General features: G+C 44.6%; 11 protein-coding genes. All 11 read left to right on the forward strand.

Going from position 1 to position 13,041, the window contains the following annotated elements:
- Positions 1-291 precede the first annotated feature (291 nt).
- The 11 genes from HXT39_RS01970 to metF all read left to right on the forward strand — a co-directional run bounded on the left by HXT39_RS01970 (position 292) and on the right by metF (position 12,542).
- Positions 292-1,080 (forward strand): ComEA family DNA-binding protein, encoded by a 789-nt coding sequence (locus HXT39_RS01970; RefSeq protein WP_102703452.1) that lies wholly within the window; start codon positions 292-294, stop codon positions 1,078-1,080.
- A 7-nt stretch (positions 1,081-1,087) separates the two neighbouring features.
- Complete coding sequence (locus HXT39_RS01975; protein ID WP_233186344.1) at positions 1,088-2,797, forward strand: ComEC/Rec2 family competence protein; 1,710 nt, start codon at positions 1,088-1,090, stop codon at positions 2,795-2,797.
- 66 nt (positions 2,798-2,863) lie between these two features.
- Entirely contained in the window at positions 2,864-3,862 is a 999-nt protein-coding gene (gene holA, locus HXT39_RS01980; RefSeq protein ID WP_102703170.1) for a DNA polymerase III subunit delta, read from the forward strand.
- A gap of 111 nt (positions 3,863-3,973) precedes the next feature.
- Positions 3,974-4,546 (forward strand): tRNA (adenosine(37)-N6)-threonylcarbamoyltransferase complex ATPase subunit type 1 TsaE, encoded by a 573-nt coding sequence (tsaE, locus tag HXT39_RS01985; protein WP_102703169.1) that lies wholly within the window; start codon positions 3,974-3,976, stop codon positions 4,544-4,546.
- 113 nt (positions 4,547-4,659) lie between these two features.
- On the forward strand, positions 4,660-5,487 hold the full coding sequence (gene tsaB, locus HXT39_RS01990; protein ID WP_004108251.1) for a tRNA (adenosine(37)-N6)-threonylcarbamoyltransferase complex dimerization subunit type 1 TsaB: 828 nt from the start codon (positions 4,660-4,662) through the stop codon (positions 5,485-5,487).
- Between the two features lie 25 nt (positions 5,488-5,512).
- A complete protein-coding gene (gene rimI / locus HXT39_RS01995) occupies positions 5,513-6,043 on the forward strand; it encodes a ribosomal protein S18-alanine N-acetyltransferase (RefSeq protein ID WP_102703168.1) in 531 nt (176 codons plus the stop codon).
- A 21-nt stretch (positions 6,044-6,064) separates the two neighbouring features.
- Positions 6,065-7,108, forward strand: coding sequence for a tRNA (adenosine(37)-N6)-threonylcarbamoyltransferase complex transferase subunit TsaD (gene tsaD / locus HXT39_RS02000; protein ID WP_076002926.1), 1,044 nt, complete (start codon positions 6,065-6,067; stop codon positions 7,106-7,108).
- 60 nt (positions 7,109-7,168) lie between these two features.
- Positions 7,169-8,305 (forward strand): tRNA (adenine-N1)-methyltransferase, encoded by a 1,137-nt coding sequence (locus tag HXT39_RS02005; protein ID WP_076002925.1) that lies wholly within the window; start codon positions 7,169-7,171, stop codon positions 8,303-8,305.
- Positions 8,306-8,314: 9 nt separating this feature from the next.
- On the forward strand, positions 8,315-8,872 hold the full coding sequence (locus HXT39_RS02010; protein ID WP_004108244.1) for a SixA phosphatase family protein: 558 nt from the start codon (positions 8,315-8,317) through the stop codon (positions 8,870-8,872).
- A 457-nt stretch (positions 8,873-9,329) separates the two neighbouring features.
- The gene (gene metE / locus HXT39_RS02015; RefSeq protein WP_102703167.1) at positions 9,330-11,684 is read left to right on the forward strand and encodes a 5-methyltetrahydropteroyltriglutamate--homocysteine S-methyltransferase; all 2,355 of its coding nucleotides are present in this window, start codon (positions 9,330-9,332) and stop codon (positions 11,682-11,684) included.
- 3 nt (positions 11,685-11,687) lie between these two features.
- Positions 11,688-12,542: a methylenetetrahydrofolate reductase [NAD(P)H] gene (gene metF, locus HXT39_RS02020; RefSeq protein ID WP_102703166.1), complete on the forward strand. Its 855-nt coding sequence runs from the start codon at positions 11,688-11,690 to the stop codon at positions 12,540-12,542.
- Positions 12,543-13,041: the final 499 nt, after the last annotated feature.

Below are 13,041 nucleotides of genomic sequence, written 5' to 3' on the forward strand. Positions count from 1 at the left end.
CGTAAAGTGCGTGGTTTACTAAGTGCAACTAAAGTCGCTTAATTAAGCTGCGCATTGACTTGCCGGAGCGCTCAAAGCGTAGCGCGCGTAGGCATTTCAATGCGGAAACTCGCTTAAGTTGGAAGTCCAGTGGACTTCCAACGCGAGTTTCGTAGCGAGCGCGTTAACCGCGCGAGCGTTCCTTCAGTCGCTTTGGCTGTTAAAGGTTTTAACCACAGGCGCGTATTTTTGTTGCGAAGTGTTATAAGTTGCCCAATAGTTAAGTTAAGAACTTTAAGAGTTGGGGGATTTATGGAAGACTTTGGGCAGAATTTTGGGCAGAATTATGCGCATAATTTTAGGTTTAATAAGCCTGCGTCTGATTTGCCTCGGAGACGAATTGCAACGTCTTTAGAAGAATTTTCTAACAGCAATGTTGGTAAAAATTTTAGTGACGACTATTGCGAAAAAGCTTGTAATTCTTTTGATGAAGAAATTATAAGTAGCAAAACTTCTCCTAGATTTCACATGAAGCCTGTACATACGCTTGCTTTAATGCTGATACTAGTTGCAGCTCTTTGTGCAAGCCTGACAATGCTCATTTCTCAATCCTTAACATATCAACGAGTTCAGAACGAAAAAGCAGGCGCGTTTGCAATAGAAAACGACGATACTAGTCGCGAAAAGTCTTCTTTTAATAATGTAAAAGATAAGAATAAAAATGATGATGAAGAAAAAAGCGTAAGTAATGAAAGCGACGAAAACAGTGGAGGTGACGGAAACAACGGAGGTGACGGAAGCGACGGAGGTGATGTAAGTAAAGGCAACAACGACAGTAAAGGCGACAGTGGAAGCAACAAAAGCGACAGAAGCAACGAAAATACTGCTTCTCATCAAAGTAACACTGGCAGAATCAATATAAACACTGCAACGCTTGATCAACTACAAACCTTAAAAGGAATCGGACCCAAAACTGCTGCGCGCATTATTGCTCAACGTAAAAGAGTTGGTTATTTTCGCAGTTTAGAAGATTTGATGCAAATTAAAGGAATCGGGCCTAAAACCTTGAATAAATTCCGTGGGAATGTTGACGTCAAATAGGTGAATTATGCGAGAAAACGTAGAGATAGTAGAAAACGTAGAAAAAGTAGAAAAAGTTTCTGGAAGTCGTGACTTTCGTATGATTCCTGTTGCTGCAGCGTGCTGGGCTGGGTGCTTAATTGGAAAATTCTTATGCAATTTTACTATAATTTATTGCATTTCAATAGTTTTATTCAATGCAACTATAGTTTCGATTTTTATATTTTGCAAAAAATTTAAGTTTTTTATATGGCGCAGAACAGTTTTAGTAATAATAAACGTTTTTGTAGCTGCGTGCATGCTTTCGTACATAACTCAATATGTGATATCTGGTGACGTTATTATGCGAGAAATACGCGGCAATAATCCTACTAAAGCACTGTATTTTCAAGGAAATAATGCCGAGCGCGCGCGATTTGCAGAATTTACAGTAGTTGCTCCTGTGCGCTCGTCTAGAAGTTTTAAAGGAGATTGCCAAGCTAATGTTCAAGTGCATAAGTTTGATGCGCAAAAAAGTTACGTTCAAGCGCGACTGTATGCGTATTCGCCAATATGCAAGCAACTTAGCTATGGTTCGAGCCTAAGCGTTCCTGTTAGCGTGAAAGCTTCGAGATTTGATAGTAGTAAGCCTGAATTGCATGTAGAAAAAACTCAACGAAACTTGCATGTTGTACAAGACTCAGACTTTTGGCATAAAGCTGTTAGTAATTTGTGGAAATCGTTTTATGACGTAACAAATAAGCTCGATATGCAAGGCAGAATGTTGGTTCCTGGAGTAACTGTTGGCATGCTTGGACAAGAATATGTGCCAGTAGAGGATGCAAGTTCACTTGAGCCGGTCGACGAAACTTATGCGAATATGACGCGTCAACATTTTCAACATGCTGGAATCATGCATGTTATGGCAGTTTCAGGTGGGCACTTTTTGCTACTTAGTATGATTATTCGCAAGTTTTGCGCACGATTACTGTTGCCTCGTTGGTCTACATCTTTAATACAAATTACGTTGCAAATTGCTTTGGCTGCAATAGTTTACCCTTCTGCATCTGTGCTTCGAGCGTTAATTATGGGAATAATATCCGCTGTTGCATGGTGTTGTAAACGACCATACCAGTCAGCTAGTGCTTTAAGTTGGACTGTTATAGGCGTGCTTGTGGTAAATCCCTCATACGCTTGGGACTATGCTTTTGCTCTTTCTTCCGCAGCAACTTTGGGAATTGTTGTTATGGGAGTGCCGATTTCTAAAACGTTTGCAAAATATATGCCATCTTGTGTTGCTTCTGCGCTAGCTATAACGCTTTCTGCACAATTTTGGACTATGCCAGTGCAAATTCTTATGCAACCGGAAGTGTCTTTTATGTCTGTGCCAGCTAACTTAATAGTTGCGCCTCTTATGGATTGGGCAACAGTGTTCGGCTTAATTTCGCTAGTTTGTGCGAGCTTTAACGATGGATTATCGCTTATTTTTGCGAGAGCTTCATCAATTGGAACAAGCTTTATGCAAAAGTGTGCGTGTTGGTGCGATGAAGTATCTTTTGGCGTGTTTCCATGGATAAAAGGTGCAGCAGGAGCGTGGGCAATGTTGTGCGCAGAATTTGTGATATTGGCTTTGTCTATGCTAACTTTGCGAGCTTTTCGCAATAAGTATTATGTTCAAAGAGCTAACATAATTGGTCAACTGTGGTCTGCTTCTGCAAAGCGAACGCTACGAGAAGCAGAGAAAATTTTCGAAGAGTAGCAAACACGCACGCATATTCGAATGCAATATTATGATGGTTAAGAGTTGGTTGGTTTAAGGAGCATTATGGCAGCAAATAATAAGCGCGCGCAACGCGTTATGCCAGTTACGCTGGTAGTTGGAGGTGACGCTTACTTAAACGAGCTTAATGCTCGAACTGTGCGTGAAAAAGTTCAAGAAAGTGCTCCGGATGCTGAAATTATTGAACTCGATGCGTCAACTGCGGATCAGTACGCATTTGACGAAGCTGTAGGTCCTTCGCTTTTCGGTGACGGAACGATTGTAATAATAAATAATTTGCAACAAGCAGACGAGTCTTTAGTAGACGCAATCGAAAATTTCTGCAAACAAGCGCAAAATAGTGAAAATAATTTTGTAGACTCTTCTGCAACTTGGGTTATTGCACGTCACGAAGGTGGGCTTAAAGGAAAGTCTATTATTACGCGCCTAACGAAAGCTGGCGCAAACACAATTACAGTGCCGGATCTTAAAAAAGACGATGCAAAACTCAACTTTGTTATGAGCATATTTGAGCGTCACAATCGAAGCGTTGAGCCTCAAGCAGCACAACGTCTTGTGTCAGTTTTGGGAAGTAAAACAGGAGAGCTTGCAGCATTATGCTCGCAATTATGCTTCGATTATGATGATAATCCAATAACGCTTGATATTGTCGATCGATACTTGATTGCAGATCCGCAAGTTACCGGCTTTTTTGTTGCGGATAAAGCTGTTGCAGGTCATGCAGGTTCTGCTGTGCTTGCAGCAAGAACTGCAATTGCTCAAGGAGTTGACGCCATAGCATTAATAGGTGCTTTGGCTGCAAAAGTACGCGTAATTGCGCTCGCAATGGCAATTCGCAACGGCACGATTTCTAGTGCTGAAGCGAAAGTAAACCCGTGGGCGCTTAAAATGGCAATGCGTCAGCTTGCTGGATGGAATAGTGCAGGTGTTTCTCAATGTTTACAATCTTTAGCTTGGGCGGATGAGCAGTGCAAAGGCGGATCTAGTGACGCGAATTATGCGCTTGAAAAATGTATTATGCTCATTGCGGCTCGAGGAAATTAGAAAGCGTAAATTAAGAATCGTAATTAAGAATCGCAAATAGGAATCGTAAATAGGAAACGTAAATTAAAAATCGTAAATTAATAACTGCAAATTAGAAAGATTGTGTTAAGTATGAAAGAAGAAACGGTGTCAGAACAGCAAAAAGTTTGTACTGTGCCTACGGATGCTGATATGCGTGAGCTTGGCAAAGCTGTGGCAAAACTAGTTAAAGAAGGCGACGTTCTGCTGCTTTCTGGCCCTCTTGGAGCTGGTAAAACAACGTTTGCGCAAGGTTTTGGCGCAGGGCTTTCAATTAGTGAGCCGATTGTGTCTCCAACTTTTACGATTGCGCGAGAATTGCATGGCACTTTTGCGGATGGCAAGCCTGCGACTTTAATTCACGTTGACGCTTACCGTTTGGGTGGCGAAGATTTTGCTCCGGGTCAAGATACTGTTTCGCGTTTGCTTGACGAGCTTGAATCTTTGGGGCTTGACGAAGCTTTGGAAGAGCCGGGAGACGGCACTGTTGTGCTTATGGAGTGGGGTGAGCAAATGGCTGGAGTGCTTGCTGCTGAGCGTTTAGAAGTTCATATTGCAAGACCTATTGATTCTTCGCAAGTAGACGATTTTACTAGCGACGGTGAGCGAATCGTAACTTTGAAAGCTGTCGGCAAGGATTGGCTTAATCGACTTGCAAAATTGTAATTAAGAAATAGGCAGAGTAATACGCGAGTAATACATAAGTAAATATCGCAATAAATAACGCAAGTTGTGCTAAGCGAGTAAGCTAGTCTGGTACGTGATTTCGAGGAATGAACATGAGTAATACGCTGATTATTGACACATCATTTGGCTCTACTGTCGGAATTGTGGGTCATGAGCCGATTGTTGAAACCGACTCGCGCACTCACGTGGAGCGTTTACAAGTAAATATTGCGAAAGTTGTGGAGGACGCAGGGCTTAAGCCTTCGGATATTGATCGCGTGGTTGTGGGCGTAGGTCCTGCTCCTTTTACTGGTCTTCGCGCGGGATTGGTTGCAGCGAAAGCGATCGCGTTTGCAAATAATGCTGAAATTTTGGGGTGTGATAGTCTTCTTCCTCAAAGTTTGATGATGCGCTCTGGTGCGTTTGAAAAAGCTCGCAAAAATGGCGTTATTTGCAAGGATTTGCTACTAAATATTCCGGATTCTGTGGATTTTTGCGACTCTAATATTCGTCACTACGTGCTTTCACTAAATGATGCGCGCCGTCGCCAAGTGTACATGTCCTTGTATGACGGCGAAGGCAATGCGCTGATAAATATGGATATTGACTATCCGCAAAATGTTGTGGCTCGTGTGAATGAGTATTTAGCAAGCAAAAATTGCGAAAATTATTGCGTGGATGTGCTCGGTCACGGTGCTAAAAAATACGTTGAAGATTGGCGCAATATTGCCAATGTTGGCGTTATTGCTGAAGTTTGCGCGCTTGACTTGGGTGTGCAAGGTTTGCAAATTTTCGAGCAATGCTCTTTGGAATGTGCAAATAAAGATGAGTACGTAAAAGCTGTTGAACCGCTGTATTTGCGCCGTCCGGACGTGTCTGTGCCAAATCCGCTTAAGCATGTGCTTGGCTCTGGCGAAGCGAATAAGGCAAAAGAGAAATAGAAGCGTTTTAACGATTTGAGTAATTATGATTGTTGATATAACGCGTTCTCAATTTCCAGCAGTAGCCGAGAATTGCAATATAGTTCCAAAGTGCGATTTTACTTGCGATGAGTTAGCGCAAAAAATAGCGCCTATTGAAGCTGACTTGTTTGGCAAAGGCTCATGGAATGAGAGCATGATTTCGCAAGAATTACAAGCTCCTATGCGCGCGTATTACGCTCAAATCGACGAAAATACGCATACGTTATGCGGGTATGCTGGCTACTGGTTTGACGGCGACGACGCGCAAATAATGACAATTGGCGTTGCGAAAAAATATCAAAGAAAAGGCTTAGCGGCGGAACTTTTATCAACTATGATCAAAACCGCAGAAAAAATTGGTGCCAAACGCATGCTGCTAGAAGTGCGAGTTGACAATGTTCCTGCGCTCGCGTTGTATGAACGTTTTGGTTTTAAGAAAATGGGTTTGCGAAAACGTTACTATCAGCCGGAAGGTGTGGATGCGTACACAATGTGCGCTAATCTAACCGCAAAAAATAACGGAACTGAGGAATAACGAGGAATAACGAGGAATAAAATGAGCGAAGCAATCGTATTGGGAATTGAATCAACTTGTGACGAAACTGCCGCAGCTATTGTGCGCGGACGCACGCTGGTGTCAAATGTGGTGGCATCTTCAATGCAAGAGCATGCGCGCTACGGCGGTGTGATTCCAGAAATTGCTTCTCGTGCGCACGCTGAAGCTTTTGTGCCGGTTGTTTCTAAAGCTTTAGCAGACGCAAACATGGATTTAAGCGATGTTGACGCGATTGCAGTAAGCGCAGGTCCTGGTCTTGCTGGCTGCTTAGCTGTGGGAGTTTCGGGAGCTAAAGCATTAGCTTGGGCTGCAAATAAGCCGATTTATGGTATTAATCATGTAATTGGGCATATTGCAGTAACGCAATTGCAATTCGGCGATGTGCCGGAAGATGTACTTGCTTTAATTGTTTCCGGCGGTCACACTTCGCTTCTTCACGTGAACGATATTGCTAAAAGTATTGACGTTGTTGGCACAACTTTGGACGATGCTGCCGGCGAGTGCTTTGATAAGGTTGCGCGATTGCTTGGATTCCCATACCCGGGTGGTCCTCATATTGATAGGCATGGAAGGCTTGGAAATCCGAATACTTTGAAAGTTCCGCAAGGTTTAACGCAAGGTCGTTCCGGCAAAGAGCATCCGTACGATTTCAGCTTCTCGGGTGTAAAAACTGCTGTTGCTCGTTGGGTTGAAGCGCGTGAAGCTCAGGGTCTTGAAATTCCAGTTGATGACGTGTGTGCTTCTTTGGCTAATTCTGTGGCGGAAGTGCTTTCTAGAAAAGCTATGATGGGCTGCGAGCAGTACGGTTCTAAAACGCTTATGATTGGTGGCGGATTCTCCGCTAATTCGCAGCTTCGCGAGCATTTGTTGGCTTGCGGCAAGGAGCATGGAATTGAAGTGCGTTTGCCAGAGCTTAAGCTTTGCACGGATAACGGTGCGATGGTTGCAATGCTAGGCGTGAATTTGGTAGAAGCAGGGGTTCGTCCTTCTGCTCCTGATTTTGCAATCGATTCTGCTATGCCGCTTACGACGGTGAGCTTATAATAGTAGAAATAATAAAAGTCGCGCTAAGAAATCGTGCTCTAAAAATAAGTGAGGTGTTTTGTGCAGTCAGTTAATTCGCGTAGTGGAGTGTTACGAGTAGGTGAGAAGATTCAGTTCACCGATCGTAAAGGTAAGCGAATTACTGCACAGCTTGTTGCAGGCGGGGTTACGCAAACTGAGCACGGTCTTATTTGTCACGACGACGTGATTGGTCAAAGCGAAGGCGTTGTAATTACTACTGTTAGCGCAAAGCGCGAAACGCAACAAACTATTGTTGATCCTTCTAAATCGTCCAACAAACCTTGGAAGGCGGCGCGCGCTATTGGTGGCTGGGATTATGTAGTTATGCGGCCGCGCATGGTTGACTACGTGCTTTCTATGCCTAGGGGTGCGCAAATTATGTATCCGAAAGATATTGCGCAAGTAATCGCTTTAGGAGATATTCGTTCTGGCATGCGCGTTTTGGAGTCGGGGGCAGGCTCTGGCGCGATGAGCTTAAGCCTTTTGGACGCAGTTGGGGAGTGCGGAAAGCTTACTACGATTGAGCTTCGCCCGGATTTTGCACGAATTGCTGAATCTAACGCAACTTTGTACTACGGAAAGCGACCAGAATGGTGGAATTTGCTTACTGGCGATTTTGATTCTGTTGCAAAAACCTTAGATGCGCACAGCGTGGATCGCATTATGCTAGACATGCTTGACCCTTGGAATCGCCTTGAACAAGCACATCGCGTTATTGTGCCTGGAGGCGTGCTTATTGCGTATGTTACGACTACTACGCAAATGTCTCGCATGGCTGAAGCTTTGCGAGAAAGTGGCATGTGGACTGAGCCAGAAATTCAAGAAACATTGGAGCGCACTTGGAAAGCTCAAGGTTTGGCTGTGCGCCCGGATCACGCGATGATTGGTCACACTGGATTTTTGATTGTTTCACGCGCAATGGCTGAAGGTTTTAGTGCTTTGAAGAAGCGTGAACACGGTACTAAAGATACTGTGAGCGATATTGACGATATGACAGCAGAAGAGCGCGCTGAACAGTTGGAAGACTTGTCTTTGCGCGATATTTCGGATCGTAAATTGCGTAAAGTTTTACGTGATTTAGACGTGCAACTTGCGCAATTGCCGGAAGATTCGCAGTCGCAAGATTTGCAAGATTCGCAGTCTGCACAACAATCAGCGCATAATCAAGCTAAGTAGGAGAGCATTATGGCATCACCAATGAAAAAGCTTATGAAGAAAGCACATCATAGTAAGTACGTTTTGTTGCTGATGCGTCATGCGAAGGCTGAAGCTCCTGAAATGGGCGACGACTGGGGTCGTGGTCTTACTGATAAGGGCTTGAAGCAGGCGAAAATTATGGCAAAAGGCTTGGAATCTTTGAAGCTTGTGCCGAATTATATTGTGTGTTCTAGTGCGAATCGCACTGAGCAAACTTTGAAACGCATGTTGAAGCGTTTTGGCGACTCTCCTGTGGTTGAGTCGCGCAAAAGTCTTTATGATGGCGGCATGCAATCTGTTATGGACGAGTTGCAAGCGATTCGAGGCGATGTTCATACGACGATGATTGTTGGGCATGAGCCGACGATGTCGATGGCTGCGCAGTGGCTTTCTTCGCCTGATTCGGATCCGGATGTGCTTGGGGCGATGCGTTTGGGGCTTGCTAATGCGTCGGTTGTGGTGCTTGTGTCTGATCGTCCATTCGCGACTTGCGGCTTGCGCGGCGCCACGGCCCTCGCAATCCTTACGCCCAAATCCTTTGCCTAGCTAAGAATGCGCTGATTTCTGTTGTTCAAGGCACACTAGCATCAGTGCTGCCGCCCACACCACGCCAAAAAATAATCCCCCCGCTGCGCACCCACCCGTAGCTTAATTGCATAGTTTATGTTATTTTGATTGGTTTGTTGTGAGCAATGGAAATTGCTTGGTCGAGCAATATAAAAGCGGAGCGATAGTAATATCTTTTTGATAAATAACTATTTTTGAAAGAAAGTAAGTAAAAAACTAAACTTAACTATGCAACCTTTAAGTCTAAATAAGGTATAAGAGCGTAGCGCTGCGAGACAAGTAATTTCCATTGCTCACATTTCGCCAAGGAAAAGAAACGCGCACGCAATTAAGCATATAAATTAATCTTATAACGACACCCCAAGTTCTTGAATGACCGCATTCAAGCATTTCTTTGCTAGGCTAAAGCGAGTCAAAGAAATTTTTTGGAGGATGTATGTCTACGGTTTTTACTTCGGTTTCCGGTTTTCCACGTATTGGCGCTAATCGTGAGTTGAAGAAGATTATTGAACGTTACTGGAAGCAGGATGCTTCTTTGGATGAAGTGCGTGAAGTTGCTCAGTCTTTGCGAGCTAAGCATTGGCGTTTGCAAGCTGAAGCTGGGATTGATTTAATTCCAAGTAACGATTTTAGCTACTATGATCAAATGCTCGATACTGCTATTTTGCTGGGTGCTGTGCCTGAGCGTTATCGTAAATTGAATTTTGAGCATGCTGAGGATACGCTTTTTGCTATTGCGCGCGGCTATCAGGGTGAGCGCGGCGATGTGACGGCGTTGCCAATGAAGAAGTGGTTTACTACGAACTACCACTATATTGTTCCGGAAGTTGAGAATCCGGAAGGCTTGCATTTGGCTGGAACTAAGCCTTTTGACGAGTTTTTGGAGGCTCGCGCGCAGGGTTTGGAAACGAAGCCTGTGTTGATTGGTCCTTACACTTTTTTGAAGTTGGCTCGTACTCCTGAAGCTCAGGAGTTGGAAGTAACAGAGTCTGTGATTTCGGCTCTGGCTTTTGCTTATGCGAGTATTGTTAAGCGTTTTGGCGAGCTTCACGCAACTTGGTTGCAATTTGATGAGCCTTATTTGGCGTTGGATAAAGAGCAAGGCGATTTGGAGCTTTTTGAAGCTTTGTATAAGCCTTTGCTTGAAGTCAGGAGTGCGGAAGTTAAGCTTCTTCTTAACACGTATTTTGGCAATATTGCTGACGCTTACGAAACTGTGAATAATCTTGGTTTTGACGGCGTTGGCGTTGATTTAGTGGAAGGCAAGGAAGAAAATCTTGCAGCCATTGAGCGTTATGGTGTGAACGAAAAAACTACGCTTTTTGCAGGCGTTGTGAACGGCCGTAATATTTGGCGCAACGATTATGCTGTAAGCCTTGGTTTGGTTGATGCTTTGCGCGAGAATATTACGGATCGCGTAGCTGTTTCTACTGCTTGCTCGCTTCTTCACGTGCCTTTTAGCACTGTTGGTGAGGATGCTTTGGGTGCGGATGTGTTGCAACATTTTGCTTTTGCTGTTGAAAAGTTGCAAGAGATTCGCGATATTGCCAATCTTTCTGCAGAAGGCGACGAAAGCCGCAAATCTAGTAACGTTTTGGCTAAAAATCAGGCTTTGTTTGACGGTTCACGCGTGAAAGCGGATGTTGCTGTTGCTAATCGTCTTGCGAATCTTAAAGATTCTGATTTTGTGCGATTGCCTAAGAGGGCGGAGCGTCAGCGTCTGCAAAAGGAATCGCTTGGCTTGCCGGATTTGCCAACGACAACTATTGGATCCTTCCCACAAACTAAGGATATTCGTAACGCTCGTGCTGATCTTCGTAAGGGTGAAATTACTCGCGAAGCTTACGACGAGTTTATGCGCAATCGCATTGCTCAGTGCATTGAGCATCAGGAGCAAATTGGCTTGGATGTACTTGTTCACGGCGAGTTTGAGCGAAACGACATGGTTGAATATTTTGGCCAGCATTTGCGCGGCTTTAAGTTTACGAAGAACGCTTGGGTGCAGTCTTATGGCACTCGCTGCGTGAAGCCTCCAATCGTGTGGTCGGATGTTTCTCGCGAGTCTGCAATTACTGTGGAGTGGAGTGCTTATGCTCAAAGCTGCACGAAGCATATTGTTAAGGGCATGCTTACAGGTCCTGTGACGATTCTTAACTGGTCTTGGCCTCGCGAGGATATTACGCACGAGGAGCAGACTCAGCAGTTGGCTCTTGCTATTCGCGATGAGGTGTTGGATTTGGAGCGCGCTGGTATTCGCGTGATTCAGATTGATGAGGCTGCTTTGCGCGAAAAGTTGCCGCTTCGTCGTTCTGATTGGCATAAGAAGTATTTGGATTGGGCTATTGCTGCTTTCCGCCTGGTTCATTCTGCTGTGGCTGCGACTACGCAAATTCACACGCATATGTGCTATTCGGAGTTTAATGACATTATTCGTGACATTGACGCTATGGATGCGGATGTGATTTCTTTTGAGGCTTCTCGCGGTGACTTGGTTGTGCTTGACGCTATTCACGACGCGCATTTTGAGACTGAGGCTGGCCCTGGCGTTTACGACATCCATTCTCCTCGCGTGCCTAGTGAGACGGAGCTTGTGGAGCGTATTCACGAGATTTTGCGCAAGATGCCTGCCGAGAAGCTGTGGATTAACCCGGATTGCGGTCTTAAAACTCGAGGTGACGCTGAAACTTGGCCAAGCTTGGAGAATCTTGTTTCTGCAGCTAAAGAGGTTCGCGCGCAATTGCAAGCTAACAAGCTAAGCAATCAGCAGTGCAATTCTCAGTGCAAGGGGTGAGTTATGCCATATAAACCAAAGTTTTCGCTGGAAGTTTTCCCACCTAAGCGCACATCTCCTATTGGTACGATTTACGATACTTTGGATGGGTTGAAAGGCCTTGACCCGGATTTTATTTCGGTTACTTACGGCACTGGAAAGCTGCAGGATCGCACTGCTACTGCGCGTATTGCGAATACTATTCGCTCCGAATACGGCATTGATGCGGTTGCTCATTTAACAGCTCGATACCTTGATTACGATGCTGTTGATGAAGCTTTGGAAATGTTTGATAATGCTGGTGTTTCCGGTGTTTTGGCTTTGCGCGGCGACGTGATTGCAGGCCAGGAAGCGGCAGGCGTTTTTGAGCACGCTAGCGACTTGGTTTATTATATTCGTTCAAAGCACCCGGATTTGCCGATTTTGGGTGCTTGCTACCCGGAGAAGCATCCGGAAGCGGAAAGTTTGCAAGCGGATATTGATAATTTGAAGCGCAAGGTTGATGCGGGTGTTACGCATTTAATTTCGCAACTTTTTTACGATAACGAGGATTTTTTGCGTTTCCGTGATTTAGCTCGTGCCGCTGGTATTAATGTGCCAATTGAAGCTGGCGTGATGCCTGTTGCGAACGCTTCGCAAGTTAAGCGCATGACGAGTTTGTGTGCGTCTCGCATTACTTCGCAAGTTTCCGCAATGATGGATCGCTGGGGTAGTAACGCTGAGTGCTTGCGCGATGCCGGTAGCATTTTTGCTTCGCAGCAGATTAACGATTTAATTGCCGAAGGTGTGGATGGCATTCACTTGTATACCATGAATCACCCGGGCATTGCGCGCAGGATTTGGGCGAATGTGAAGCCGCTTTTTACGAAGATTGGGTAGGTGGTAGCGTTTGCGAGTTTTGGGGGATTTCTTTATTTGCGGTTTTATTTTATGCAAAGGTGAGTGATAGGAATTACTTGTCTCGCAGCGCTACGCTCTTATACCTTATTTGGACTTAGCGGTTGTGTAGTTAAGTTTAGTTTTTTACTTACTTTTTCTGCAAAAATAGTATTCGTCAATAATATTATTACTATCGTTCCGCTTTTATATTGCTCGACTAAGCAATTCCTATCACTCACACGTTAATTCACTCACAATTGTTTTTGTTGTGGTGGGAAGAGTGCTTGGAGTGGCACATGCAGTAGCACGGATGTTAGTGTTCACTAATCAACAGGAATCAGCGTCTGCACAGAGCGCAACTGCAAAACTTCATAAACGTGCATGCGTCCTCGCTCAGTGCGAAAAATCTCAAATCTCTACCACGCTAATATCCACACGACTGAAGGGCAGTGAGTATTGAAATTTAACATAGAGTGTGTGAGTGTATATAAATGTATAT

It is taken from the genome of Gardnerella sp. DNF01159, from assembly GCF_049244215.1.
Taxonomy (GTDB): domain Bacteria; phylum Actinomycetota; class Actinomycetes; order Actinomycetales; family Bifidobacteriaceae; genus Bifidobacterium; species Bifidobacterium swidsinskii.

Excerpts from the sequence above, each read along its gene's own strand:
- HXT39_RS01970 (WP_102703452.1), top strand. The coding sequence starts at position 292 with ATGGAAGACTTTGGGCAGAATTTTGGGCAGAATTATGCGCATAATTTT.
- HXT39_RS01975 (WP_233186344.1), top strand. The coding sequence starts at position 1,088 with ATGCGAGAAAACGTAGAGATAGTAGAAAACGTAGAAAAAGTAGAAAAA.
- holA (WP_102703170.1), top strand. The coding sequence starts at position 2,864 with ATGGCAGCAAATAATAAGCGCGCGCAACGCGTTATGCCAGTTACGCTG.
- tsaE (WP_102703169.1), top strand. The coding sequence starts at position 3,974 with ATGAAAGAAGAAACGGTGTCAGAACAGCAAAAAGTTTGTACTGTGCCT.
- tsaB (WP_004108251.1), top strand. The coding sequence starts at position 4,660 with ATGAGTAATACGCTGATTATTGACACATCATTTGGCTCTACTGTCGGA.
- rimI (WP_102703168.1), top strand. The coding sequence starts at position 5,513 with ATGATTGTTGATATAACGCGTTCTCAATTTCCAGCAGTAGCCGAGAAT.
- tsaD (WP_076002926.1), top strand. The coding sequence starts at position 6,065 with ATGAGCGAAGCAATCGTATTGGGAATTGAATCAACTTGTGACGAAACT.
- HXT39_RS02010 (WP_004108244.1), top strand. The coding sequence starts at position 8,315 with ATGGCATCACCAATGAAAAAGCTTATGAAGAAAGCACATCATAGTAAG.
- metE (WP_102703167.1), top strand. The coding sequence starts at position 9,330 with ATGTCTACGGTTTTTACTTCGGTTTCCGGTTTTCCACGTATTGGCGCT.
- metF (WP_102703166.1), top strand. The coding sequence starts at position 11,688 with ATGCCATATAAACCAAAGTTTTCGCTGGAAGTTTTCCCACCTAAGCGC.